General features: G+C 68.0%; 21 protein-coding genes, 1 tRNA gene and 4 pseudogenes. 15 read left to right on the top strand and 11 right to left on the bottom strand.

The window, feature by feature from the left end:
• Positions 1 to 45 precede the first annotated feature (45 nt).
• From sucC to NP777_RS40665, 4 genes are all read left to right on the top strand, one after another.
• Positions 46 to 1314: an ADP-forming succinate--CoA ligase subunit beta gene (sucC, locus tag NP777_RS40680; protein WP_256655214.1), complete on the top strand. Its 1269-nt coding sequence runs from the start codon at positions 46 to 48 to the stop codon at positions 1312 to 1314.
• Positions 1315 to 1327: 13 nt separating this feature from the next.
• Positions 1328 to 2224, top strand: coding sequence for a succinate--CoA ligase subunit alpha (gene sucD, locus NP777_RS40675; protein WP_256655213.1), 897 nt, complete (start codon positions 1328 to 1330; stop codon positions 2222 to 2224).
• A gap of 150 nt (positions 2225 to 2374) precedes the next feature.
• Positions 2375 to 3919 (top strand): aldehyde dehydrogenase family protein, encoded by a 1545-nt coding sequence (locus NP777_RS40670; protein WP_256655212.1) that lies wholly within the window; start codon positions 2375 to 2377, stop codon positions 3917 to 3919.
• Between the two features lie 133 nt (positions 3920 to 4052).
• Positions 4053 to 4137 (top strand) — tRNA-Leu (locus tag NP777_RS40665).
• 1 nt (position 4138) lies between these two features.
• Here NP777_RS40665 and NP777_RS40660 read toward each other — a convergent pair.
• Together NP777_RS40660 and NP777_RS40655 are read right to left on the bottom strand one after the other, a co-directional pair.
• Positions 4139 to 4501 carry a hypothetical protein gene (locus tag NP777_RS40660; RefSeq protein ID WP_256655211.1) on the bottom strand — a complete coding sequence of 121 codons (363 nt, stop codon included), beginning with the start codon at positions 4499 to 4501 and terminating at the stop codon, positions 4139 to 4141.
• A gap of 326 nt (positions 4502 to 4827) precedes the next feature.
• Complete coding sequence (locus tag NP777_RS40655) at positions 4828 to 5289, bottom strand: pyridoxamine 5'-phosphate oxidase family protein (RefSeq protein WP_256655210.1); 462 nt, start codon at positions 5287 to 5289, stop codon at positions 4828 to 4830.
• A 290-nt stretch (positions 5290 to 5579) separates the two neighbouring features.
• Here NP777_RS40655 and NP777_RS40650 point away from each other — a divergent pair, with 290 nt between their 5' ends.
• Positions 5580 to 6002, top strand: coding sequence for a phosphotransferase (locus tag NP777_RS40650; protein ID WP_256655209.1), 423 nt, complete (start codon positions 5580 to 5582; stop codon positions 6000 to 6002).
• A gap of 69 nt (positions 6003 to 6071) precedes the next feature.
• Here NP777_RS40650 and NP777_RS48725 read toward each other — a convergent pair.
• The 3 genes and pseudogenes from NP777_RS48725 to NP777_RS40635 all read right to left on the bottom strand — a co-directional run.
• Positions 6072 to 6543 (bottom strand): annotated as a pseudogene (locus NP777_RS48725) (helix-turn-helix domain-containing protein); the annotation flags it as partial.
• A 32-nt stretch (positions 6544 to 6575) separates the two neighbouring features.
• A complete protein-coding gene (locus NP777_RS40640; RefSeq protein WP_256655208.1) occupies positions 6576 to 7256 on the bottom strand; it encodes an NAD(P)H-dependent oxidoreductase in 681 nt (226 codons plus the stop codon).
• 34 nt (positions 7257 to 7290) lie between these two features.
• A complete protein-coding gene (locus NP777_RS40635; RefSeq protein ID WP_256655207.1) occupies positions 7291 to 7629 on the bottom strand; it encodes an ArsR/SmtB family transcription factor in 339 nt (112 codons plus the stop codon).
• Between the two features lie 245 nt (positions 7630 to 7874).
• Between NP777_RS40635 and NP777_RS40630 the strand changes: the two are divergent.
• Positions 7875 to 8333 (top strand): annotated as a pseudogene (locus NP777_RS40630) (transposase); the annotation flags it as partial.
• Between the two features lie 118 nt (positions 8334 to 8451).
• Here NP777_RS40630 and NP777_RS40625 read toward each other — a convergent pair.
• Positions 8452 to 9165: pseudogene (locus NP777_RS40625) on the bottom strand (nucleotidyltransferase); the annotation flags it as partial.
• 203 nt (positions 9166 to 9368) lie between these two features.
• Between NP777_RS40625 and NP777_RS40620 the strand changes: the two are divergent.
• Together NP777_RS40620 and NP777_RS40615 are read left to right on the top strand one after the other, a co-directional pair.
• Positions 9369 to 10268 carry an NADP-dependent oxidoreductase gene (locus NP777_RS40620; protein WP_256655206.1) on the top strand — a complete coding sequence of 300 codons (900 nt, stop codon included), beginning with the start codon at positions 9369 to 9371 and terminating at the stop codon, positions 10266 to 10268.
• A gap of 317 nt (positions 10269 to 10585) precedes the next feature.
• Positions 10586 to 10759 (top strand): annotated as a pseudogene (locus NP777_RS40615) (IS5/IS1182 family transposase); the annotation flags it as partial.
• On the opposite strand, the gene NP777_RS40610 reads toward NP777_RS40615, so the two are convergent.
• Entirely contained in the window at positions 10754 to 11623 is an 870-nt protein-coding gene (locus NP777_RS40610) for an alpha/beta fold hydrolase (RefSeq protein ID WP_256655205.1), read from the bottom strand. The pseudogene NP777_RS40615 and the gene NP777_RS40610 overlap by 6 nt on opposite strands.
• A gap of 605 nt (positions 11624 to 12228) precedes the next feature.
• Here NP777_RS40610 and NP777_RS40605 point away from each other — a divergent pair.
• Together NP777_RS40605 and NP777_RS40600 are read left to right on the top strand one after the other, a co-directional pair.
• Positions 12229 to 12666, top strand: coding sequence for a VOC family protein (locus NP777_RS40605; RefSeq protein ID WP_256655204.1), 438 nt, complete (start codon positions 12229 to 12231; stop codon positions 12664 to 12666).
• Positions 12667 to 12842: 176 nt separating this feature from the next.
• Positions 12843 to 13469 (top strand): hypothetical protein, encoded by a 627-nt coding sequence (locus tag NP777_RS40600; protein ID WP_256655203.1) that lies wholly within the window; start codon positions 12843 to 12845, stop codon positions 13467 to 13469.
• Positions 13470 to 13698: 229 nt separating this feature from the next.
• Here the strand turns inward: NP777_RS40600 and NP777_RS40595 are convergent, their stop codons facing one another.
• The 3 genes from NP777_RS40595 to NP777_RS40585 all read right to left on the bottom strand — a co-directional run bounded on the left by NP777_RS40595 (position 13699) and on the right by NP777_RS40585 (position 16319).
• Positions 13699 to 14319: a hypothetical protein gene (locus NP777_RS40595; RefSeq protein ID WP_256655202.1), complete on the bottom strand. Its 621-nt coding sequence runs from the start codon at positions 14317 to 14319 to the stop codon at positions 13699 to 13701.
• A gap of 576 nt (positions 14320 to 14895) precedes the next feature.
• On the bottom strand, positions 14896 to 15039 hold the full coding sequence (locus tag NP777_RS40590; protein WP_308405362.1) for a hypothetical protein: 144 nt from the start codon (positions 15037 to 15039) through the stop codon (positions 14896 to 14898).
• A 236-nt stretch (positions 15040 to 15275) separates the two neighbouring features.
• Positions 15276 to 16319, bottom strand: a complete 1044-nt coding sequence (locus NP777_RS40585) for a LacI family DNA-binding transcriptional regulator (protein ID WP_256655201.1) — start codon at positions 16317 to 16319, stop codon at positions 15276 to 15278.
• A 304-nt stretch (positions 16320 to 16623) separates the two neighbouring features.
• On the opposite strand from NP777_RS40585, the gene NP777_RS40580 reads away from it, so the two are divergent.
• The 4 genes from NP777_RS40580 to NP777_RS40565 all read left to right on the top strand — a co-directional run bounded on the left by NP777_RS40580 (position 16624) and on the right by NP777_RS40565 (position 20846).
• Positions 16624 to 17898 carry an extracellular solute-binding protein gene (locus tag NP777_RS40580; protein ID WP_256655200.1) on the top strand — a complete coding sequence of 425 codons (1275 nt, stop codon included), beginning with the start codon at positions 16624 to 16626 and terminating at the stop codon, positions 17896 to 17898.
• Between the two features lie 128 nt (positions 17899 to 18026).
• Positions 18027 to 18929, top strand: a complete 903-nt coding sequence (locus NP777_RS40575; RefSeq protein ID WP_256655199.1) for a carbohydrate ABC transporter permease — start codon at positions 18027 to 18029, stop codon at positions 18927 to 18929.
• A 1-nt stretch (position 18930) separates the two neighbouring features.
• Entirely contained in the window at positions 18931 to 19764 is an 834-nt protein-coding gene (locus NP777_RS40570; RefSeq protein ID WP_256655198.1) for a carbohydrate ABC transporter permease, read from the top strand.
• Positions 19765 to 19766: 2 nt separating this feature from the next.
• Positions 19767 to 20846, top strand: a complete 1080-nt coding sequence (locus tag NP777_RS40565; protein ID WP_256655197.1) for a glycoside hydrolase family 130 protein — start codon at positions 19767 to 19769, stop codon at positions 20844 to 20846.
• Between the two features lie 269 nt (positions 20847 to 21115).
• Here the strand turns inward: NP777_RS40565 and NP777_RS40560 are convergent, their stop codons facing one another.
• Positions 21116 to 23305, bottom strand: a complete 2190-nt coding sequence (locus tag NP777_RS40560) for a polysaccharide lyase family 8 super-sandwich domain-containing protein (protein WP_256655196.1) — start codon at positions 23303 to 23305, stop codon at positions 21116 to 21118.
• Positions 23306 to 24125: 820 nt separating this feature from the next.
• Between NP777_RS40560 and NP777_RS40555 the strand changes: the two genes are divergently transcribed.
• On the top strand, positions 24126 to 25418 hold the full coding sequence (locus NP777_RS40555; protein WP_256655195.1) for a sensor histidine kinase: 1293 nt from the start codon (positions 24126 to 24128) through the stop codon (positions 25416 to 25418).
• Positions 25419 to 25439 lie beyond the last annotated feature (21 nt).

Genomic DNA, 25439 nt, shown 5'->3' with positions numbered 1-25439 from the left:
ATCAAGTGTTGTTGACGGGCCATCAGGGAGCACAGGGAGCTGGCAATGGACCTGTACGAACATCAGGCACGGGAACTCCTCCATGAGAACGGTGTCCTGGTGCCGAGGGCGGAGGTCGTGGACACGGCCGAAGCCGCCCGCGCGGCCGCCGAACGGCTCGGCGGACGCGTCGTCATCAAGGCCCAGGTGAAGACCGGCGGCCGGGGCAAGGCGGGCGGGGTGAAACTCGCCGACGACCCGGCCGCGGCCGAGCTGACCGCACGCCGGATCCTCGGCATGGACATCAAGGGCCACACCGTCCACCGGGTGATGGTCGCCGAACCCGTCGAGGTGGCACGGGAGATGTACCTCGGCTTCGCCCTGGATCGGGCGGCGGGCCGCTTCCTGGCCATCGCCTCCGCCGAGGGCGGTATGGAGATCGAGGAGGTCGCGGCGCGCCGCCCCGAGGCGGTGGCCCGGATCGCCGTCGACCCGGCCGAGGGGGTGACCGAGGCGAAGGCCGCCGAGATCGCCGTCGCCGGGGGACTGCCGCGCGAGACGGCCGAGACCATCCGCCGGCTGTGGACCGTCCTGACCGCGCACGACGCCCTCCTCGTCGAGGTCAATCCGCTGGTGGTGACCCGTGACGGGGCGATCGTGGCCCTGGACGGAAAGGTCACCCTGGACGACAACGCCCGCTTCCGGCAGCCGTCATGGGACGACGCCGACGACCGCGCCCGGGACCCGCTGGAGGCCCGGGCCGCGGCCGCCGGGCTCGGCTACGTCAAACTCGACGGCCAGGTGGGCGTCATCGGCAATGGCGCGGGCCTGGTGATGTCCACGCTGGACGTCGTCGCCGGCTGCGGCGCCCGCCCCGCCGATTTCCTCGACATCGGCGGCGGCGCCTCCGCCCAGGTGATGGCCGACGGCCTCTCCCTCGTCCTCGACGACCCGGATGTGCGCTCCGTCCTGGTCAACGTCTTCGGCGGCATCACCGCGTGTGACGCGGTGGCCGACGGCATCGTGCGCGCCCTGGACACCGTGACCCTCGGCAAACCGCTGGTGGTCCGGCTCGACGGCAACAATGCCGCTCGTGGCCGGGCCATCCTTGGCCAATTGGCTCATCCACTCGTCCACCAGGCCGACACGATGGACGGCGCCGCCGCGTGCGCCGCCGAACTCGCGGCGACCTCCGTGACCGCCGTGACCGCCGCGGCCGCCGCGGCCTCCGCGTACGGCGCATCCGGCACATCCAGCGCATCCGCAACATCCACCACATCCAACCCGTCCACCACATCCGACCCGTCCGCCGCGTCAGACCCGTCCGCCGTCTAAGGGGGCTCCTCGCATGGCCATCTTCCTCACCAAGGACAGCAAGGTCATCGTCCAGGGCATGACCGGCGCGGAAGGCATGAAGCACACCCGGCGGATGCTCGCCGCGGGCACCGATGTCGTCGGTGGCGTCAATCCGCGCAAGGCCGGGACCCAGGTCGACATCGACGGCCGTACGGTGCCCGTCTTCGGCTCCGTACGCGAGGCCATGGACACCACCGGCGCCGATGTGAGCGTCCTCTTCGTCCCGCCACCGCACGCCAGGTCGGCCGTCACCGAGGCCGCCGACGCCCGGATCCCGCTCGCCGTCGTCATCACCGAGGGCATCCCGGTCCATGACGCGGTCGTCTTCCAGGCGTACGCCCGGACCCGCGCCACCAGGGTCATCGGCCCGAACTGCCCCGGCCTGATCTCCCCGGGCCAGTCCAACGCCGGGATCATCCCCGCCGACATCACCAAGCCGGGCCGGATCGGTCTGGTGTCCAAGTCCGGCACCCTCACCTACCAACTCATGTACGAGCTGCGCGACATCGGCTTCTCCACCTGCGTGGGCATCGGCGGCGACCCGGTCATCGGCACCACCCACATCGACGCGCTGGCCGCCTTCGAGGCCGACCCCGACACCGACCTGATCGTGATGATCGGCGAGATCGGCGGCGACGCCGAGGAGCGGGCCGCGGACTTCATCAAGGCCAACGTCACCAAGCCGGTCGTCGGCTACATCGCGGGCTTTACCGCGCCCGAGGGCAGGACGATGGGCCACGCGGGCGCCATCGTCTCCGGCTCCTCGGGCACCGCGGCGGCCAAGAAGGCGGCGCTGGAGGCGGCGGGTGTGAGCGTCGGAGCGACCCCCACGGAGACCGCCGGGCTGGTATTGGCCCTTCTGGCCGAAACACCCGGCAACCTCGCGTGATGTGAGCCATACCCGGTCCGCGACCGGGGCGCGGTCACGCTCCGTGCCGCTACCTTGCTCCCCGTACGCACCCTCATGCCGTACGGGCGTCCCTGCCCGTACGGCCCGCCACATCCCGCCCCGCCTGTGCACCGAGAGCGGAGATCACCGATGGCACCCACCCTCACCCTCAAGCCCGGAACCGCCTGGGCCGACGCCTGGCAGCGCTGCCTGGCCGTCGCCCCCGAGGCGTTCCAGGACGACCGAGTCCTCAACCTCTGGGACGGCACCTGGCACCGCGACGGCCGGGCCCTCCCCGCCACCACCCCCGTGGACGGCACCCCCATCGCGGGCCCGCCACGGCTGGACGCCACCACCGCCCACCAGGCCGTACGCGCATCCCTCGACCAGCACCGAGGCTGGCGCCACATCGCCCTCCCGGAGCGCCGGGCGCGGGTGACCGCCACCCTCGACGCGCTCTGCGAGCACCGCGAGCTGCTCGCCCTCCTCCTGGTCTGGGAGATCGGCAAGCCCTGGCGGCTGGCCCAGGCCGATGTGGACCGGGCCATCGACGGCGTCCGCTGGTACGTCGACGAGATCGACCGCATGGCCGAGGGCCGCACCCCGCTGCCCGGCCCGGTCTCCAACATCGCCAGCTGGAACTACCCGATGAGCGTCCTCGCCCACGCCATGCTCGTCCAGGCGCTGGCCGGCAACGCCGTCATCGCCAAGACGCCCACCGACGGCGGGCTGGCCTGCCTCACCCTCGCCTGCGCGCTCGCCGCCCGCGAGGGCATTCCGGTCACCCTCCTCAGCGGCAGCGGCGGTGAGCTCTCCGAGGCCCTGGTCCGCTCGCCCGAGATCGGCTGCGTCTCCTTCGTCGGCGGCCGCGACACCGGCGCCCGGGTCGCCACCGCCGTCGCCGACCTCGGCAAGCGCCACATCCTGGAGCAGGAGGGGCTCAACGCCTGGGGCATCTGGAACTTCACCGACTGGGACGCCCTCGCCCCGCTGATCCGCAAGGCCTTCGACTACGGCAAGCAGCGCTGCACGGCCTATCCGCGCTTCGTCGTCCAGCGCTCGTCCTTCGACGCCTTCCTCTCCGTCTACCTCCCGGCGGTGCGCGCCATCCGCGTAGGCCACCCACTGGCGGTGGAGAGCCCCTCCGACAACCTCCCCGACCTGGACTTCGGCCCACTGATCAACGCGGCCAAGGCCAAGGAGCTCGCCGACCAGGTGTCCGAGGCCATCGACCGCGGCGCCGTCCCGCTCCACCGCGGCGACCTCGCCGACGGCCACTTCCTCCCCGGCCAGGACCTCTCCGCCTACGCGGCCCCGGTCACCCTCCTCAACCCGCCCTCGACCTCCCCGCTCCACCACGCCGAGCCCTTCGGCCCGGTCGACACCCTCGTCCTGGTCGACACCGAGGCCGAACTGCTCGCCGCCATGAACGCCAGCAACGGCGCCCTCGTCGCCCCCCTCTCCTGCGACGACCCCGAGACCTACGCCCGCCTGGCCCCCCAGATCCGCGCCTTCAAGACCGGCCACGGCAAGCCCCGCTCCCGCGGCGACCGCGACGAACTCTTCGGCGGCTTCGGCGCCTCCTGGCGCGGCGCCTTCGTCGGCGGCGACCTCCTGGTCCACGCCGTCACCGAGGGCCCGGCCCCCGAGCGCCTCCCCGGCAACTTCCCCGACTACCACCTGATGCCCGCCTGACACCCTCCGTGCCCACCCCCGCGTCCCCCCAGGTCGGCGCGGGGGCGGGCGCCCGGCATACGCAGGTGAAACGCACTCCGAAACCTTGGTATCGTGGTCCATGTCGCCGCGGCCGAGCCGCGGAGCACACCTGGTCCGGGTGGCGGAATGGCAGACGCGCTAGCTTGAGGTGCTAGTGCCCTTTATCGGGCGTGGGGGTTCAAGTCCCCCCTCGGACACTTACCGTACTGATACCCCACGGGTTTCGTGAGAGTGCTGGTCGAGTCTCATCTCGGCCAGCACTTTGTGTTTCCCGGAGTCGTAGGTGAGCCTCAGCCCCAGTTGCCGGTAGATCTCGGCCTTGTGCTCGGGCTCGGCCTGGCGCACCACAGCGGCCAGATCCTTGATCGAGCGCACGAGCCGGGCGATCTCGTCGCGGGACATCCGGGTCCCCGCGCCTTGGATGACGCGCGCAGCTCGGCTTCGGCCCTGGCCCGGCGGGCCTGGGTTTCGGGTGATCCACTGGGTGACGAGGGTGGGGTCGGCGCCTGCTTCGAGGGCGGCGCGGTGGGGGGCGAGCTTGGTGTCGCAGTCGTTGATCACTGGCGAGTTTCCATACTCGGCAGAAGTGTCTTCTGCCCATTGACGCCAACTACATCGCGGTGTGGCGGGAAGATCGTGAGTGCCGATGACCGGAACCAGCTCCTCACATACATCGCCGGATCCACAACGTCGGACACGCCGTCCGCTGCCATCGTCCGCCCGAGTCCGCAGGGCCAGATCAGCCGCACCTTGCGGGTGGGCGGACGCCGTGGCCACTTGGGGATGATCGAGGTCCTCGCATCGACACTCGCCTCGCACCCGAACTACCGGTAGTACTCCAGCTGTAGATCGTGATCCGAGAGAGGCGCGTCGGCGAGAGACGGCCGTTATTCCAGCCATATCCCGTCACGCATGATGACTCTCCCGCGTAGTTCCGGCTCGCCGCGCCAAGCGCGCACAGTCCTCGGGACCACGCGTACATACAGAAAGGAACCCTCTTCCACGCGTGGATCCCACCCGAACTTTTCGGCGAACGCCTCCGCTGCGCCTCCAGGCACCTCCTGGTCCGGAAAGCACTCCGCCTCACCCTGGAGGAGCACCACGTCGAAGGTGTCCGGTAGCGACAGGCGCACGCGCGGCTCTTTGCGGACGTTCCGCGCGGTCACGGAAGTGGCGCTGGTGCACATCCACACTGCCCGCCCATCCCACAAGAACCACAGCGGCACCTGGTGCGGCCCGTGATCAGGGTGAGCCGTCGACATCCATACATCCCGCTCGGTGACGAGCCGCTCCAGAGCGTCGCGCATACGCTCCGCCGTCTGGCGACGAACGATTCCCGTGGTCTCCATGAGGACTGACCCTAGCCAAGCAGGCGCGAAGCGCGCCTGATGCGCAGGACCTACTCCCAGCGACCGATGAACCCCTCTGGCTTTGTTCATGAGAACGGGTTCTGGCTCGACTTCGGTGAAGCGCACACGGGAGGTAACGGCAAATTGTTCGGTGAACATCGTGCACAGTGGTGGGATGTGCGAGTCGTCGCTGCCTGGTGGCCTTATCAATCACGTAGTGCGTGTCGGCGCCACCGTGCGCCGTCCCGCGTCTGCCAGCACGCAGTTCGTCGGCGACTTGTTGAAGTTGCTTGATTGAGGTCGTCTGCCACAACGACCTCTCGCCCAAGAACACTGTCTATCGACCTGTCAGCGGCGCCTTACGCCCGGTGGCCTTCATCGACTGGGATCTGGCAGCGCCAGGCGTGCGCATCCATGACGTCGCCCACGTTTGTTGGCAGTACCTCAGTCTCGGGCCGAGCATCCAAGACGCCTCCGAAGCTGCGCGACGGTTGCGGTTGATCGCTGACACTTATGAGCTCGTAGACCGGCGTGATCTCGTGTCTGTGATCTTGTGGTGGCAGGACCGGTGCTGGCGTGGCATCGAGGCTGCTGCCGACGCCGGAAACCTGGCGATGATCCGTCTCCGTGACGCCGGGGTAGTGGCAGAGGTGCAGCAGGCGTATCAGTGGGTCTCCGAGCACCGGGACCACATGGACCGTGCCTTGCGCTGACTGACTGGGAGTCAGTCACACTTGTCTCCGGTAATGGCTAGCTCATGATCGCGCCCGGTGGCTGCGTCACCCGCCGCCGTCAGGGATCCGGCCGACCTTCTTCACATCGACGTGGACCATGTGCCCGGGGCGGCGGGCGCTGATCTTCCGCGGCTCCCGGTTCGGTTCGCCATTTGGGTCCATGAACCGGCGGCGGTTCAGCCCAAGTGCGCGCAGGTGACGAGACGCCGTGCGGCGCCCGATCGCAATGCCCTCGGCCTGGAGTTCGAAGGCGATCCGCGATGCCGACCACTTCTGGGTGCGGAGGGGTCCTCGATCCGGGCTACTACCTCCGAGTTCGTCGCTGTCGGCTGCCGGCGCGGTGTCGAGGATCGATCCAACAGGCCGAGTTCACCGTGGCGGCGTAGCGGTTGACCCGCTTCGACGCGCACGCCCTGGAGATCCCCATCTCTGCCGCGACGTGGGCGATCGGTCGCGTGCGGCAGCGCTCGACCAGACGGCGCCTGCCCTCAACGGAAAGAGGCGCATTGCGATGCGACATGTCCGAATTCCTGGCCTTCGTCGACGTCGGGGTCAGCGCGCGGTGGACTTCGAATCTGCCGCGATGAGCGCGACCGACTCGCTGACCGTCTCCAGCGCCGCTGCCCTTTCCTGGTCAGACATGTGGGCCGGTCCATAGGTGACCACGGGGTCGAGGACCTGGTAGCCGACGAACTCGAGCATTCCGCGGTGAATGTGGAACAGGAAGTCGTCCATCGAGCCGAAGGCGCCACCGGGCCGGAACGACTCACTGGGCCCGCCGGTCGTGAGCAGCAGCATCGCTTGCTTCCCGGCGAGCGCTGCGTCGCCGAAGAGTCCGTGGTCCCCGCCGAAGACCCCGCCCATCACGAAGACCCGGTCCACCCATCCCTTGAGGATGGCGGGCAGCGAGAACCACCACATCGGGAACGACAGCACGAGCAGGTCAGCGGCGAGCAGCCGGTCGAGGTGGGCCTTGACGGCGGCGTCGAGCGTTCCGTCCTTGACCGCGCGCATCTGCTCGGCTTGCGGCTTGAACGGGCCGTCCGTCGGTGCGAATTCCTCGCGGGCGAGGACTGGGGCCCAGGTGTCGGCATAGAGGTCGAGGACGTCGACGCGGTAGCCGCCGTCGCGCAGAGCTTGAGCCGCGGTGGCCATCTGGGCGGTGCTGAACGAGTGGGGCTCAGGGTGAGCGTGAACGATCAGGGCGGTGGGGGCAGCGTCAAAGGTCGACATGAGGAGATCATATCGACGTATTGCGATGCGTCAATCAGATGGCAGTGTTGACCGCTCGCGCCACCTGCGTCAGCCGCTCTTCGTTGCGCCGGTAGTGAGTCCACTTGCCCACCCGGGTGGGACGCACGAGTCCCGCCCGCTCCAGCGTGCTCATGTAGCTGGAGACGGTCGACTGTGCGAGCCCCGACTTCGCCTGGATGTGCGTGACACACACCCCGACCGACTGGCGGTCTGCGATCGGCTCGTACTCGCGGAAGTGCGTGTCGGGATCCTTCAGCCACTGCATGATCTGCAAACGGGCAGGGTTGCCCAGAGCCTTGAACACCTCGATCAGGTCATCCGGCCCCGACCCCGATCCGGCCGTCACGGCCATAGCCACCTCCCTCGCCAGACACTCCGACACACCACGATATCTCGATACCGGATCCGCGGCGGCCGCACTGATGGTCGCCGCCGTCAACAACGTCGTGTCCCGCAACACTAGGTGGTCCCGCACGCTCTCGCCGTCGGGCAAGCCTTCCCACACTGTCCGGTTGAGGCCGAGGAAGTACGCGCGTGCCGCGTCATGCACAGGCAGGGGGAACTGGATACGGATGAGCCGTTCCGCGACCCACAGTCGTGCGGATCGTGAACGGAAGTTTGGCGCCTACCGCGACCACACGGTCGCCGAGCAGTCGAAGAACTGCCGGTACTCGACCAATCATCAGGTTGTCTTCGATGCCGACACTCGGCTGGTCATCGCGGTCGGCCGACCCGTGCCCGGCAGCCGCGACGACGGCAAGGCGTGGGAGCTGTCTGGCGCGAAGGACACCGTCGGCAAGGCGACGGTTATTGCGGACGGCGACTCTAGGACACCGGCCTGGTCATCCCGCACTGCCGTGAACGAGGCCAGCCCGAGTTGCCGGCCTGGAAGGAGAAGCACAACACCTCGCACCGCAAAGTCCGCGCCCGCGTTGAGCACATCTTTGCGCGGATGAAGGCTGGGAGATCCTCCACGACTGCCGTCTCGAAGGCGACGGCTTCCATCACGCGATGTTCGGCATCGCCCGCCTCCACAACGCCACCATGGCTGGGTAATGGAGAAACGGGCTGGCCAATCGGCACACCGGACACCTTTTACGGAGCAGCCCATATCTGGAGTGTCAGCCGCTGCTGACACGGTCGAATCATGGCCTGGGCCAGCGGTCAGGGACGTAGGGCTTTCTTGCCGTGCACGGCCGATGGACACGGCGACACGCATCTGTTCGACGCGCCCGGGGTAGTAGCGGCCGAAGAGCTCGGCGGACTGGTCGAGGTCGCTGGTCCTGCCCCAGCGGGGCATGATCAGGGTGAATCCTGTGCGGACGATGCGACGGCCGACGAGACGGCTGAGGGTCCGGCGATCGGCGTCGGTGGTGGTTTCGGCTGCCTTGGCACGCCAGTGCGGAAGCACGCGGGCGAGGTCACCGTTGGTCTCCCGCGCGAGTAGGGCTGTGGGGCGGTAACGGGGCAGTCGTTCTGCGAGGTCAGGGCCGAGCAACGGGGTGCAGAGGCAGGCCATGAAGAATCCGCCGTCGTGACGTTCGACGTCGCTGAGCAGAAACCGCATGCTGGTCAGCAAGATCCCGACGCCATCGATCTGCGGGAATGTACGGTCGAGTGCGGCCTCGCCTGCTCTGGCGTCAGCCCGGTCGGCTTCGATGGGCTCGTTGTGGAGGGCGAGCTGGAGGTCGAGGTCGGAGATTCCGGGGATGGCGGTGCCACGCGGGATGCTGCCGTAGAGGTAGGCGCTGTGCAGGCGCGTCATGCCGAACGTCTCGGTGATATGAGCGCGGGCGGCTTCGACGACGGGGACGAACGCTGCCGGCACTCGGTTCAGTGCGCCTTCTCGTGCGATCGTTCCGTCGCGGTCCAGCCCTCGTTCATTGATGGGGCCACTGTGCCTTGTGCTGCCGATCGGATTTCCGAGGGCCGTGCGGCGTCCGCGCTCGACACCAATGCGGCTGAGACCACGAGCGACCTTTGCAGGGGGTCCCAAGGCCGACACTGGTGCCTGCTTTGGGTTTCCGGCCCGTACCTCCCGGTCGGCCGGACTGAGTGAGAGGAAAAAGATCTGCTGTGAAGGCGTGCGGAGTGTCTGGGGCCGAGAAGGAAGTCGCCCTGCTGGAGTTGCCCGAACCGTCATCTCCCGGGCCGGGTCAGATCCTGGTGGCGGTTGAGGCGGCCGGGGTCGGCCCGTGGGACGAACTGCTGAACGGCGCTGGTTGGGACGTGGGGCTGCGCCCCCCGGCGGCGCTGGGAGTGGAGGGCGCGGGCAAGGTGCTGGCCGTCGGCGCGGGTGTCACCGGGTTTGCCGTAGGCGACCGGGTGCTCGCACACGAGGCCCCGCTGCCCGGGGGAAGCGGCTTCTGGGCCGAACGCGTTCTGATCAACGCGGATCACGCGGCAGCCTGCCCACCCGGGCTGGACGCCGTGCACGCGGCGGCGCTGCCGGTCAACGGACTCACCGCGTTTCAGGCCCTGGAGAAGCTGGGCCTCAGCCGAGGACAGCGGCTCCTGATCACCAACGGAGGCGGGGCCACCGGAGCCCTGGCCATCCAGCTCGCCGCGGCCAAGGGCATCGAGGTGACCGCGACCGCGTCTGCTGCCGCCGCAGAGCGCCTGCTGGGTCTGGGAGCGGTAGAGGTCGTCGACTACCACGACCCCAACTGGTCGGCCAAGGTACGCGGCGGGTTCGACGCCGCCCTCATCATCGCCACCAGCACGGCGGACGCCGCCCTGCCTTTGGTGCGGGACGACGGCCGACTGTGCTCCCTGACCTCGGACGCGCCTCCGGAGGAACGTGGCATCACGAGTTGGGACCTCTACGTCGAGCCCAACGCCGCGCAGCTTGTCCAGCTGGCGGAGCAGGCCGCCGCGGGAACCTTGAAACTCGCACCGGAACCCCTGCCGCTGAGCGAGGGACCGGCTGCGTTCGCCCGGGTGGTTACCGGACAGGCCGGCGGTAAGAAGATCGTGCTCACCCGAGCATGACCCGACCGGGCACCGCCCGACCCCGATGCTGGGCCACAGTGCCCGCCCGGCGCGCGATCGAGAAGCCGTCAGGCCGAGGCCCGGGTGGGCGATCGAGGAGGTGCTGGCGAGGTTTGCTCACGCCGGGGCCGCGCCGCGGCCGCCATGGCAGGACGTAGCCCACACCGCTAAGGGCTTGTCTTAGGGTTTTTGGTTCGCGCTCAGGGAATGCGTAGGCGCGGCCGCACGCGGAACTTGAATCTCCACAGCTAAGTTCATCGCGAAACGCGCGCGGTCGCGCTTGCTGTTGGATCAGATTGTGAGGGGCTCTTTCACACGGCGGACGGCCTCCGGGCTTCGACAAGGACCGGTAAAAAGACCGCAACACGGTGGAGAGAGCCATCGGCAAGCTCAAGCAGTTCAGAGCCGTCGCTACCCGATATGACAAGCGAGGGTACGTCTACCTCGGCACTGTCACCGCCGCCGCTCTCCTCATCTGGCTCCGATCATGATCCGGCAGGCGAGAGCGAGAGCACGGCGATTTCCCCCAGAACCCGGGCCGCCGGTACCGGGTCTACCAGCCATTTCAGGTGGCTGCTGGTGAGCGTACGGACATCGTAGGGGTTCTCCGGCGTCAGTGCGTCGCCCTCGCGGATCATCCGGTCCTGCATGGCGAGCGGCACGCTGGTGTCCTCGGTCAGCCGGATGTACGACTTGGGGATCCGCCCCCAGGTGTCGGCCTGTGCCCGGTCATCGGGTGTGCCGACGTCGAGGTTCTCGTCGGGCTGGAAGGTGTTGAGGAAAACCATGAACTCCTCATCCGTCCCGTCGGCGAGGAAAGCCGCTTTGAAGGCCGCGAGGACGTCGGGGTCGGCGGTGCGGAAGTTGGAGCGCAGGAGCCCGAGCTCGGCAGGGTTCCCGACCATCGCCGATGCCAGCCCTGTGGCGTCGACCGTGGCCATCTCGGGCTCGGCATAGTAGGCGCTGACGTCGAGGTCGACAGGGCACCAGGCGGAGACATAGACGATGCGGTCGATCAGGTCGGGCCGCTGGTTGGCTGCGACGGTGGCCGTCATGCCGCCGCGGCTGTGTGAGACGAGGATGACGGGCCCGTTCCGCTTGGCCCGTTCCAGTATCCCGATGAGGTGCGCGGCGTTGTCGGCGAGCGTGACGCCCTTGATGACCCCGGGCGCGGCGGCGAGCCCTCCGAGATCCTGCGGCGCCTGATAGGCCCGCGGGTACGTCGCGGCGAACCCGTGCCCCGGAAGATCGACGGCGACGGAACGGTGTCCGAGGAGGCCGAGTTCGGCTTGGAGCGGCGCGAAGGAGAAGGAGTTCGCGAAGGCTCCATGAACCAGTACGAACGTCGGTTGCATCTATCTGCTCACTTTCTGGTCCTCCGCGGCGTCGGCAGCACGCGCATCGCCCGTTCCGGCGCCGCGAACCGCCTCGCGGCCGAGGCCGGGGAACGAGTCGTCGTCCCGCAGCGCACCATCCCCGCCGCAGAAGCGTCTTCGTGCATGGCAAGCGCCAGCGGTCAAGCGCGGAGTTACGAGGGCGGCTTGCGAACAGCTGCCCATCATCGGATGCTTCACAGTAGCCCTGGCCACTGTGAGCGGGAAGCCCGACTACAGCCTCTGAGGGCGTCGCTCCGCCGAAGATCGAAGAGACGCCCCCTAGTGGCTCCGCTCGATTGGTGACCCGGGAAATGTCGCGGCGGCGGGTGCGCTTATTCGCGGTGCCGCCAGAACGCGCCCGGTTGGCCGCCCGGGGACCGGTGGCATGACGGCACGGACGTGATCGGCAGTGCGCATGTGAGTCGGCCCGATCGGGTGACTCAACGCTGGTGATGGCGCGGGCGTCTCGGCCCTTTGGGGAACAGGCGGATAGGTTGAGCGGGATCCGATCGCTGAAAGCGGCGCCGACGAGGCCGAATCTCCGGCCCCGCAGTCCAGTCGCAGCAGGGAGTGCCACCACCGGCATGGACGTTCTCTTCATCACGAGCGTGGCGGTGGTCGTCGCCGACCCGCCCCTGAGCCGCAAGCTGTTCATCGAGGCTCTTGGCCTCCCCTTGGAGGGAGAAGGCAACGGTTACTACTCCAGCGGGCGCGTCCCCGGCAGCAAGCATTTCGGCCTGTGGCCGCTCTCGCAGGCAGCCGAGGCATGTTTCGGCACGGCCCAGTGGCCCGCCGACCGGGTGGTCCCGCAGGCATCGATCGAGTTCGAGGTGGCGAACGTGGAAGCCGTCACAGCCGCCGGTGCCGAGCTTCAGCGCGCGGGCTTCGACCTGGTGCACCAGGCCCGCACCGAACCGTGGGGCCAGACGGTGACCAGACTTCTCACGACGGACGGCTTGATCGTCGGAATCTCCTACGCCCCCTCCTTACACGACTTGCGGGACGACCAGCACCCCGAGTGAGCCAGGCTTGCAGCCGATCATTTTCCAGACCGATCAATCGAGCTGAATTTGGCTCTGGCCGCGATTTCGGGAATCCGCAGGTCACCCACAACCAGGGTCGAGGTCTCCCCCCACCAGGGAGGAGTCAGGGCATCCCGGTCCTCACTGGGTGTCGATGTCGAACTAATCTTCTGGCTATGGCCTTACGACCTGACGAGTTCTACGACCACGCGCTTGCCGCTGCGGATGGTGAGCGTCGGCTCCCGCTCGCGCGCATGACAGGGTGGGAAATCAGCCCGTTCGAACCGGACGGATTGCGCGTCGCGCCGCTGCGCCCTCCGGTTCTGCCCGAGCCTCCGCGACGCGACGAGGACCCGTCGAACTGTGAGGCGTGCCGTGACCGAAGCGATGGGATCTGGTTCAACGACAGTTGGCGGCTCGCCCGGATCACGGGAGTTGGTGTGCCGCTGGTGCTGATGTTGCATCCGCGTGAGCACTATGACATGGCTGACCTGCCCGATGAGCTGGCAGCCGAGCTGGGGGTCCTGTCCGCTCACATCGTCCGCCACGTGCAGGCCCTGCCACACATTTCGCGAGCCCACGTCTACCGCATCGGAGATGGAGGCGCACACCTGCACATCTGGTTCTTCGCCCGGCCCGAGGGACAGACTCAGCTGCGCGGTTCATGGATGCCTGTCTGGGACGATCTGCTGCCGGAATACCCAGCAGATGTTGCAGAGGCAGATGCGGCGATCGTGGCAGACGCATTGGTCGCCTCCATCGGAGGTCGTCGCTCGGCTGCCGGCGACTCGCCGCACGACTGATCACTGACTGTAGTTCCGTGAAGGTCATGGCTGGGTGAGGATCCGGGCTCGGAGAAGTTCGAACGAGGCACGGCCATACATGGCTCGCTTGAGCGTTTTCACCCGGGTATAGGTGCCCTTCGGCAACTCCGGAACTCCACGACAAGGTGAGGCCGGCGGTGACGGCGTCGAGGTCCCAGCGAAGGAAGCCGGCGAATCCGCTCATCGGCTTCGGAGTATCCTGCCCGGTCTAGCGGATCCACTGCGGCAGCAGGTGTCCGTGCTGGTGACGCATCAGATCGGCGAACGCGCGGGCCAGGTCGCAGGCCCGGGTGATGTCCGGGCAAGCGAGCCTGACCTGAAGCAGCCGCTTCTCCTGACTCTCGGTGAGCGGGTCGCGCGGACGCATGATCCACGAGATGATCTTCCGCGGGCTGGGGATGTCTGCCCGGACCGGTTCGGCGGTGCCCGCGCGCAGGGCGGCGAGATGCTTGCGGACGACCTGGCGGCTGCGCCGGTAGCCGCGCTCACGGATCTCCAGGAAGAGGCAGGTGCCGCTGACCTGGCCCTCTGCCTTGGTGAAGCGGGCATTGAGGTACGCCCTTGAACGGTTCCAGGACGCCGTTGGGTCGTCGGTCGCGGGCGGAGACCAGCAGCTGGGTTGAGGTAGTCGGTGTCGCGGAAGCGGCGCACGGTCTTGTGGTCGAAGTCCAACCGGTGGGCGATGGCGCTGATCGTCCAGCCCTCTTCCAGCAGCCGGTGGACGTCCTCGTAGCGGTGGAGGGGTCCGTTCGACGATCTGGGTGCAAGGCAGCTCGGCGGGCGGTAACTGCATCGGCGCCGGCTCCGGCACCTGCGTCTGCGTCAGCACGTGGGCGTGTACGCGCTTGCCGCTTCCTGTCGGACGTTTCGTAGCGGTGAGCCCCCTGACTCGTGGCTCGGAGATCGTGGGTTCACCGTCGTGAACACCCCTGTGTGCCCGGACCCTGACCTTCGGTGACGGTCCGGGTGGCTGCCGCCCGGAGAGAGGGTGAGCCCCACGATGTCCAGCACTGCGATGCACCCACTCAAGCCGAAGCCCCTGCCCGCTGCCCACAGCGTCGGCGGTCGCGGTCTGTTCATGGTCAGCGCTCTGGTGCGGGAAGTCCATGGCCGAGCCGAGGTCCTCTCGGACACCGGCACAGGCGGCAAGCGGATCGTCATCCACCTTCCTCTGGCTCCCGCTGCCACTTGATCCACCGCACGGCCCCCGCGTCAGAAAGCGCCCACAGCGCCGCTGCCGAACACCATCTCTCCCCACCTGAAAGGGACAGCTCATGCTCGAATCCGTCCGCCACCTTGATCAGGTGGCCCGTGAGTGGAACATCAACGCCGAAGACGTGCTGCTGATCGCGCTGAACGCGTCCGGCGCCCGGTCCCCGCTGGCCAAGCCCCTGGACAATCGAGTTCACTGTCGCGCCTCGCCGACGGCCTCAGCGGGGCGGTCGGCCGTCTCGGTCTGGGGGTGTTGAAGGTGCCAGACGTGGGCCGGGGGCGGGTTGGCCCAGACCGTCCAGCGGCCGGTGGCGTAGGCCCGCTGGTAGCCGGTCATGATCTCGTCCACCGCGGCGTGGCGGCGCAGGGCGGCGCGGGTGGGATCACCGGGGTCAGCCGTCGTAGTGTCGAGCGCACCCTGAAGGGGCAGGTGCTGCCCGATTTCGGCGCGGTGGCGAGGCTGGAAACCGAACGGCGTTGATCTGTGGCCGCGCCGCGAGCGCGACGGACGTCGACGGGACCGGTCGGCCGAAGCTGAGAGCCTGCCGCCCGCCCCCGCTGACGGCTCCACACTCAACTCCGCGGCGGCGCGGTGCTCGCCCGCACCACGAATTCCACCGGCGGGAGCTCGGCAGCGTGGAACTCTCCTCCCTCGGTGAGCGAAACCAGCGCCTGTGCGGCGGCGCGCCCCCAGGTCAGCACATCCTGGCGCACCGTCGTCAGCGGTGGCGCGATGCAGTCGGCCAGCGGGATGTCGTCGAAGCCCACCACCGACAGGTCCTCGGGGACCCGCAGCCCGCGGCTGGTCGCGGCGGTGATCCCGGCGATGGCCATCAGGTCGTTGGCGTACACGATGGCGGTCGGTGGACGGTCCAGGTCCAGCAGCTGATGCGTGGCTCGGGCGCCGGCCGCGCCGGTGAAGTCCGCGGCCACGGGCGGGATCTCGGGCAGGTCGGCATCCGCGAGCGCACCGCGCCAAGCGTCGCACCGGGCCTCGGTGTGCACAAACCCCGCGGCGCCGCAGACGTGTCCGATCCACCGGTGGCCGAGTGAGCGCAGATGGCTGACCGCACGCCGCACCCCGCTGCCGTCGTCGACCCCGAGGGCCGGCACCTGGCCGCCGTGCTGCGGTGGTCCGACGATCAGTGCGTCGATGCCCAGCTCCGTCACGAGTGCCGGCCGCGGGTCGTCGGTGCGCAGATCGGTGAGGAACACGCCGTCGACCCGACCGTCACGGGCCAGCCGCTCATACGCCTGCCGTTCGGTTTCCTCGTCGGGGACGACTTGTAGCACGAGCGCGTAGCCGAGCGGCGCCAGGCCGGTCTCGATGCCGGCGACGAACTGCGGGAAGAACGGGTCGGTACTCAGCAGTTCCGGCGGCCGGCGCATCACCAGGCCGAGGGTCTGGGACCGCTTGGTGGAGAGCGCCCGGGCGCCGGCGTTGGGCTGCCAGCCCAGCTGGTCGATCGCGTCCAGGACCCGCTGGCGCGCCTGCGGGCTGACCCCGGGGCGGTCGTTGATGACGAAGGAGACCGTCGCCTTGGAGACCTGAGCCAGCGCGGCGACATCACCGATCGTCGGCCGACTGCCCCCGCCCCGGCGTGACGGCGGAGGCATCGCCTGGCGGGAACCGCCCGCCGATCCACCCGCTTTGCCCTGGTCCCGCACCATACCGCCTCGCCTTCCACTGATTCGGGACGTACGGCTCCTGGGTGGCGCAGTTCTGCGCCACCCAGGTTACCGAAACGTTTCGCACCCGTCCTTGACGCTTAGATATTAAACCGGTTTGATGACGCTCGTAACCCCGCGGTGATCATTCTGGCGGGGCGGGTCGGCGGCGATGGGAGGCGAGTCGCTTCGGACCCTCATTCACCCGCATGGAAGGGAGTTGGGCACAATGAGGCGTTTTCCACGCGTTAGGGTGCTGGCCGCCGCCGCGGCGCTTGTCCTGCCATTGTCCGCCTGCGGTTCGGGCGACGCCGGCGGCGGCAAGCCGACCTCGGGACCGATCGACATCTGGTACTCGACGAATGAGCAGGAGCAAGCCTGGGCCAAGGCCACAGTGTCTGCCTGGAACGCCGAGCACCCCAAGGAGAAGGTCACCGCCAAGGCGGTGCCGTCGGGCAAGTCCACCGAAGACGTCATCGGGGCCGCGATCACCGCGGGCAACACCCCGTGCCTCGTCTACAACACCGCTCCGGCGGCGATCGCCGCATTCCAGAAGCAGGGCGGTCTGGTGAATCTCTCGGACACCTTCGGCGATGCCGAGTCCTTCATCAAGAAGCGCTCCGGCGGTGCCGCGGACGGCTTCCGTTCCCCGGATGGCAAGTTGTATCAAGTGCCCTGGAAAACCAACCCGTTCATGCTCTATTACAACAAGGACGTCTTCAAAAAGGCCGGTCTGGACGCTGAGAATCCGAAGCTGAGCACGTACGACGAGGTGCTGGCCGCGGCGAAGAAGATCAAGAGCAGCAAAGCGGCGAAGTTCACCTTGTATCCGCCGGCGACCAGTGACTACACCAATGCGCTGTTCGACTTCTATCCGCTGTACCTGGCCAACTCCGGCGGCAAGCAACTGGTGAAGGACAAGAAGGCCACCTTCACTTCCCAGGCCGGACGGCAGACCCTCGGCTTCTGGCAGCAGATGTATGCCAACGGCTACTCGTCCCCGGAGGCGTACAGCGGCGACATGTGGGCGGGCCCGTTCGCCGACGGGGTGGCCGCCATGGGCATCGCCGGGCCGTGGGGCAAGGGACAGTTCGACGGCAAGGTGAAGTACGGCGTGGTGCCGCTGCCCACGGCCGCGGGGATACCGGCAGACAAGACATCGACGTTCGCGGACTCCAAGAACGTCGGCCTGTTCACCTCGTGCAAGCACAAGCGGACCGCCTGGGAATTCACCAAGTTCTCGATGAGCGCGAAGAACGACGCGGCACTGCTGGAGGAGACGGGACAGTTCCCTACCCGCAGTGACGTGGCCGCCGTCGCGGGCGGCTATCTCAAGGACAATCCCTTCTACCAGCCCTTCGCCGACGCGGTGCCGCGGGCGGTGGACGTGCCGAACGTCGCTGGTTCGACCGAGGTGTGGAAGACGTTCCGCACAGCCTGGGAAGACGCGGTGCTGCCCGGGAAGGGCGATGTGAAGTCGACTTTTGACAAGGCCGCGCAGCAGATCGACGACCAGATCGCCGGCTGACGAGGCACACCATGAAATCACTCCGCGACAGCCGCGATGGGACTCAGGCCGCAGGTGATCCGCCCCGCGGCCGGCGTCCCCGGCCATCGACCCGGCACGCACCGCCGGCAGCCGGACCCGCACGCCGTATGCCGGGTCGCCGGCCCGGCGCCTCGCGGCTCGAGCGTTGGCTGGGCAACAGCCCGCTCGGGCTCGTCCTGACCGCGCCGTACACCGCCTACGTCCTGGTCGTGTTCATCATCCCGTTCGGGGTCGGCGTATGGATGGCCTTCCACGACTACTTCTTCACCGCGCCCGGCGTCTCCGTGCCGCACCCGTTCGTCGGGTTCGACAACTTCACCGAGGTCCTCGGAGAGGAGAAGACCCAGCGCGCCTTCGCCAACCTCGGGTTGTTCATGGCGATCAACATTCCGCTGACCGTGGTGCTGGCGCTCGTGCTGGCGTCAGCACTGAATGCCGCGACTCACTGGCGCGGCTTCTTCCGGGTGGCGTACTACGTGCCGTACGTGACGGCCTCGGTCGCCACGCTGGCGGTCTGGCTGTTTCTGTTCAATGGCTCCGGTGCCGTCAACAACGTCCTCGGCCCCTGGGCCCCGGACCCGTCCTGGCTGGCGAACAAGCACCTGGTGATGCCGCTCATCGCCGTCTACGTCACCTGGAAGCAGCTCGGGTTCTACATCCTGCTCTACCTCGCCGCGCTACAGAACGTGCCCAAGGAACTGCACGAGGCGGCACTGACCGACGGAGCCGGGCGCTGGCAGGCGTTCCGGGCCGTCACCCTGCCAGCCGTCCGGCCCGTCACCTCGCTCGTCATCCTGCTGTCGATCATCACCGCCGGGCAGATCTTCACCGAGCCGTTCCTGCTCACCGGCGGCGGCCCGAGCGGCGCCTCGCTCACCCCCGCGCTGCTGGTGTACCAGCGGGGCATCGAGCAGGGTGAGCCGGATGCCGCGGCCGCCATCGGACTGATTCTCGTCACCGGCGTGCTCATCATCGCGACCGTCGCCCGGCGCGTCATGGAGAGGGACTGATATGGCCCGCACCTTGCGCATCCTGCGCTACGCCGCGCTCGGCCTCGGCGCCGTCGCCGCGCTGCTGCCGTTCTACTACATGCTCATCGGGGCGCTACAGAAGAAGCGCGACACCGGCCTCGGCGGCCTACTGCCGAAGCCGAGCAACCTGACCCTGGACAACCTCGCCGGTATCGACGACTCCTTCAGCCTGTGGGGCGCCCTGGCCAACTCGCTGATCATGACGGTCGGGGTGGTGGTCTGCACGCTGGTCTTCGGCCTGCTGGCCGGCTACGCCCTGGCGATCCTGCGCTTCCGCGGCCGTGGCCTGGTGTTCGCGCTCGTCCTGCTGGTCCAGGCGATCCCGTTCCAGTTGCTGATGATCCCGCTGTACGTGATGGTGGTGCGTTACTTCGGCCTCGCCGACAGCTACGCCGGAATGATCCTGCCGTTCGCCATCAACTCCGTCGCCGTGCTCATCTTCCGCCAGTACTTCCTCCAGATCCCGCGCGAGATCTTCGACGCGGCGCGCATGGACGGAGCGAGTGAGCTGCGCATCCTGCGCTCCGTGGCGGTGCCACTGGTGCGCCCGGCGATTCTCACAGCCATGCTGGTGACCTTCATCGGCCCGTGGAACGAGTTCCTCTGGCCGTTCCTGGTGACCAAGGACCAGGGGATGCAGCCCCTCGCGGTCAGCCTGGCGAACTTCTCGCAGGCCAATTCCACCTTCCAGGCCAATCCCATGGGCGCTGTGCTCGCCGGTGCCTGCGTGCTGGCGGTGCCGGCCGTCGTCCTCTTTCTGCTCTTCCAACGCCACTTCACCTCCGCCAACCTCGGATCCGCGATCAAAGGCTAGGTATGACCCGGCTCAACACCGAAAGCGCGCTCCCGTATGCACTGAACCGGGTCGGCGTGCTCATGAACGCCGACCCCGCCGACCCCCTGGAGGCCGAGGGCGTCCTCAATCCGGCCACCGCCTGGGGACCCGACGGCGAGCTCTATCTCTTCCCCCGCATGGTCGCGGCAGGCAATGTCTCCCGGATCGGCCGCGCCCGTGTCGTGATCGAAGACGGCGTACCGGTCGGCGTCGAGCGCCAGGGCGTGGTGCTGTCCCCGGACGAAGGCTTCGAGCGGGGTGCACACAATGCCGGCGTGGAGGACCCCCGCATCACCTTCATCCCCGACCTGGGCGTGCACGTCATGACGTACGTCGCCTACGGGCCGCTCGGCCCGCGGCCCGCGTTGGCCGTCTCTACGGACACGATCAGCTGGCGCCGTCTGGGCCCACTGCATTTTACGTATCAGTCGCACCTGTCCACCGACTTGAACTTCTTCCCCAATAAAGACCTCGTCTTCTTCCCCGAGATCGTGCCCGGCCCCGACGGCCGTGCCAGCTTCGCGATGCTGCACCGGCCGATGTGGGACCTGGACTGGCTGCGCGCGGGCGAGGGCGCCCCGGCCCCGGCCGGGGTGGCCGACGGCCGCCCGTCGATCTGGATCGCGTACGTAGACGCCGAGGCGGCCCGCCGCGATCTTTCGGCGCTGACCTCGCTGCGGCACTCCGCTCCGGTGGCCGCTCCGGAGATGCCGTTCGAGGTGGCGAAGATCGGTGCGGGTCCGCCGCCGCTGCGGGTGCCCGAGGGCTGGCTGCTCATCCACCACGGTGTGACCGGTCCGGTCGCAAGGGGCTTTGAGCTCAGCCATGGCGCCGTCTACCGGGCCGGGGGCATGCTGCTGGACCCGGACGATCCGGCGCGGGTGCTGGCGCGCTCGCAGGAGCCGTGGCTGTCTCCGGAGACCCGCGAGGAGACGGTAGGAACGCTTGGCAACGTTGTCTTCCCGACTGCGATCGAGCGCATCGCGGGGACTGTCTATGTGTTCTACGGGATGGCGGACAGCGCGATCGGCGTAGCCGCTCTGGAGCGGACCGCGGACTGACGCCTCTGACCTGTGAACCGGTACTTCACCGCTGCGGGCGTGGCGCGGGCTGATGGTCGGCACCTCGGCCGCCACCTCAGCAGCCGATGTACGACGTGCGATGGGCGCTTCGGGTCGCGGACTCGCCCGTCTGGCCGTGGACGAGGTGAAGCTGAGCGGGGCGAAGAACAGCGCGTTCACAAGCCGCGTCGGTGGACCGAGGCTGAACCGGCTTGCGGCCGGCGGAGAGAAGCCGTCGGCCGCAAGCCGGTTCATGTCTGCGCTTCGGGTCATCTGAGGGGCTGCGTCACCGTCTTGCCGAGGTTAGGGCCGGCGCCCAGCGGGAAGCTGGCGCGACGGGTGCGGCCGGGGGCGGCAAGGGTGACGGAGACCGTCAGGCCGGGCTGGTCGGGGTTGGCGACGCTCACCACGGCGGAGCTGCCGTCCTCGTCGAGCATGATGATGGCGGGCTGATCGACCCGCAGCGTGCGGCCTGATCCCAGGTCGAGGGAGCCCGCGGCGTGGAAGGTCGCCATCGTCAGCCGCAGCCGCGGGTGGCGGACTGCTTGGACCTGCTCGTCGTTGCGCAGGATCCTGACGACCGGCTTGGCCGCATAGGATCGGACCTTTTCGGGTGTCGCGCCGGGAAGGAGGACGTAGGCGTATTTGGCTCCGTCCGGGGTGGTGCCGTGGTCGAAGAAGAGGGTAAAGGCATTCCGCTGCACCGGATCACGGTCGAGCCAGCTCCCGGTCTGCTCCTTGTTCGAGACCTTCAACGGCCCACCCTCCGGGAAGACATAGCCGATCTCGTCGTTGTACGCCCAAGAGGCGCCGGTGGCAGCTGAATCGGTCCCCGGGCGTACGGCCTTGCCGCCGACGGAGGCATTGGGCCGGGCCGCTCCCTGGTTGACGGTCGTATGGACGGCGTGCCGCGAGGTGGAACTGATCCCGGCGCCGAGCGCGACCATCTCATCGTCGAAGTAGAAGTAGCTCTTGCGCCCCGTCGTCGAGAACCGGTCGAGGGTGAAGACGCTTGCCCCGTAACGCCCGTCGGAGACGCCGCCGGTGAAGGCGCCGCGGTTGGCGGGACTCGACTGCGTCGTCACCTTGGTGTAAGGCGCGGTGACGCCCGGGTAGTGGAACCAGTCGAAGGCGGGTACGAGGTCATCGTATTCCCGGTTCGTGACCTGGATCGAGGTGGCTCCCGCCGCATTCCAGTCGATCTCGTTGCCGACTTCGGGCCGGAAGGTGGAGCGGTACTCGCTGCCCTTCATGCGAGGGGAATTGACCCTGGTGAAGATTCCATACTCGTCCCGCAGATGTGAGGAGAACTCCGAGCGCCAGAAGTACTTATGCCCGGTGACGCCGTTCTCCCGGATCTTCCCGCGGATATTGTCGGCAAGTCGCTGATACGCCGCCGAGTTCGTCTCATCGGCCCGCACCATCCGGTCGAGCGGCTCGAGGAAGTCGGCCGCGTAACTCGTGATGCCATCGATGGTATTGGGGGGACGGTACCCGAGATACATCATCCCGATCTCCCCGCGGATCAGCCAGCGGGTCCCGTCGAGGATGTAGAAGGCGATGGCGTCGATGTCCTCGGGCGAGAAGGCGAAGCTGGTGCCGCGCGCGACATCGGCCCAGGCCGCCACGATGGTGAACAGGGCCATGCCGTAGCCCTCGCTGTAGAGCTGCGCCCCATGTGCCCAGAAGGACGAGTCCACCTGCACGGCCTCGGTGACCTTACCGCTGCTGTCGACGGCGACCGTCTGCGACATGGTGGCGTAACCCTGCTCGATGTCGGCGGTCGCGTGCTTCGCGACGGCCTCATAGAGGTAGTTCTCGGTCCTCCAGGAGCCGTTCGCCCCGACAGGGTCCAGGCGGCCGGTGTTGTGGGCGTAGGTCACCTCCCGGGCCTCGGTGCTGAGTTCGTCGCCGGCGAAGATTGACACCCGGCCCATGGCCATCGACTTGCCGATCTCGACTTCCCACCAGTTCGTGCTGGTCGGTTTGACACTGTCCCAGTAGAGAAGCGCACGGTTCAGGGCCTCGATCAGCTCCGGTTTGCCGTAGCCCGCGGCATCCGGGTCACGGTAGGCGTGAGCCATTGCGATCATGCGGTACAGCGCGTGATAGGGCGACCAGACCCGACCGTTGGCGGAACTGGTGGTGTCGCCGTAGTCCACATCGGGCCACGAGCCGTCGGCGCGCAGGGACTCGACATAGGTCAGGGCCTCGGACGTACGGGCCAGGAAGATGCCATTGGCGATCCTCACCTGGTCGCCCTGGGCAAGGAACCGCCGTTGCAGGCGTTCGATGATGAGCTGAATGTCATCCGTGACCGCTCGACTCCCACCGGCCTCCGCGGCCCGCGCGAGGGCTGGCACCGACAGCGCCAGCCCGGCGACACCGGCGGTGATCCCGAGGCCCCCGAGTAGGACGCGACGTCGATCGGGCAGGGGTACGACTCCGTTTTCCGTCATGCGGACTCCTTTGGGCGCGCCCAGATCCTGACAACGCTGCCGTGGGGGGCGTGCGTCGGTTGACGAGGTCTTCCGGGTGCTGATTCGGCCACGGCTTCGGCTTGGTGCGTACCGATTTCTAAACCGGTTTGAAGCCGACTCGTAAACAGTTACCGGCTACGGCCTGGGTACGTCAACAGTCGCGACGCCGGGTGGGCGAGGGCGGCTTCGGCTCCCTAGGGGCAATACCAGTGATTCAGGTGGTTTTCCGGCGGGGTCGGTCTGGGGCTCCGCTGGCCCCCAAGACCGGGCGTGCCTTCCTGCCGATGGTCGCCGGGCTCATGTTCCACGCACCTTCAGCGTGAATCCCGCCGCGTACTCGGCCCCGTGGCTACGACAGAAGCAGCTCTCCCCGCAACACCGGCGTGTACGTATGGTGCGTGTCGGTCCTCGGACACTTACCATATGTACATGCATGAGTGGGTTGTGATTCTACGATCACAACCCGCTTTTGTATGTCGAGGGTCAGGGCGAGACCGAAACTCTCGTACAGGGGGCGTTTGTGCTCGGAGGCAGTGGCGAGGAGCCGGTCGGTCATCGACCCGAGTTCGGAGACCATGTGCTTGATCTGGCCCTCTGTGAGGATCTCGGGCTGGATTGCCGTCGCGGCGAGGAGATCTTGCTGAGCTGAGACTTTCTCGTGCGCGCAGTGGCCGCAGCGCGGCGCACGGCCCGACACGCAGTGACATTCCTGTGACGCGACAGCCTGCGGGCAGTAGCGTCTGTGCCTGTGACGAGGCGGAAGTACCTGGGGGAGCGAGTCCAGATCGGACTACGCCGCTTGCTGTATTCCTTTCTGGTGGGTGCGGCCTTGGTGATCACCGGGATGACGACCGAGTCGGTCGGGCCCCTCATCAGTGGTTCCGGCGCGGTATCGGTGATCGCTGCCTTGACTTTGACGATGTGGAGTCCGCGCTCGACGAAAGCCGTACCGGTGGCCCTGGTGTTGGCCGCCACGGTGTCCTTGGCGGTCACCTTTTTCTACCAGGGGCCGGCCCATTCTGCGGCTGCGAACTGGTGGACCGCGGAGACGGTGGCGCTGATGCTTCTGCTGGTCGTCGGCGCACGCCGGGCGCATGCCTGGACAGCGAAGAGTCTCGCGGTGTTGTTGACAACGGCGCTTGTGCTCTCGCCGCTGCGTATCACCCTGAACGTCGTCCCTCCGTCGAGCAGGGGTGAAACCCTCCAGCTCTGCTTGATCTGGGCAATCCTGGCGTTGATCGCCTTGGGCGTTGGAGCGTATCTGCGGGAACTTGACGCGAGAAGCCGCGCGACTGCCGCAGCGGAGCGGCGCGCCGAACGTCTCAGGCTGGCCAGAGACTTGCATGACTACGCGGCCCATGACGTCACGGCGGTCGTCGTGCTCGTCGAGGCCGCCCAAGTTCTGGCGAAGGAAGATCCTCAGCAGGCGCTGGCGCTGCTCCCGGAGATAGGTTCCGCGGGCACGCAGGCGTTGCAGGCGATGGACCACACGCTCCAGCTTCTGGGGGACGCACCGTCGCCCGAAGAGCAGGAGCGGATCCTGGAGCCGCCCAGTCGACGGGCACTCGCTTCCGAAACTCGGGACAACGCGGAAGGCGGCGCCGGGCCGCACGGACATCGAGGCCAGCGTCGAGACCTGAGCGAACTCGCCCCGCTCGTCACCCGGTTCAACCGGACGGGCCCACCGGAAGCCGTTCTTGTCCTGGCCGATGCGCTCGTGGAGAGTGTTCCGGCGGACGTGAGCGTGGTGGGATACCGGGTGATCGTAGAGGCGCTCACCAATGTGCGCCGCCACGCCGTCACCGCATCGCGGGTGGAGATCCTGCTGCGCCGCGAAGAAGTCGACGACACTCCCGCACTGCGCTTACAGGTCACGGACGACGCACCGCAGCCCATGAGCGCCCCCGCCCTGGCGGAGCGCGCACCAGGGGCCGGTGGCACAGGCATCAGCGGCCTGTCCGAGCGGGTCTCCAACCTGGGCGGCACGTTGACGGCGGGGCCGCACGAGGGTGGCGGCTGGCGTGTCATGGCCACGTTCCCTCTTGCCGGCTCGTGCGGCACACAGGAACGGCGCAATCTGCCAAACGGCTGATACCGGTGTCGGCGTTCCTCT

Origin of the sequence: Streptomyces rugosispiralis (assembly GCF_024505145.1) — a bacterium.
Classification (GTDB): Bacteria; Actinomycetota; Actinomycetes; order Streptomycetales; family Streptomycetaceae; genus Streptomyces; species Streptomyces rugosispiralis.
This window is presented reverse-complemented; position numbering and strand designations above follow the sequence as displayed.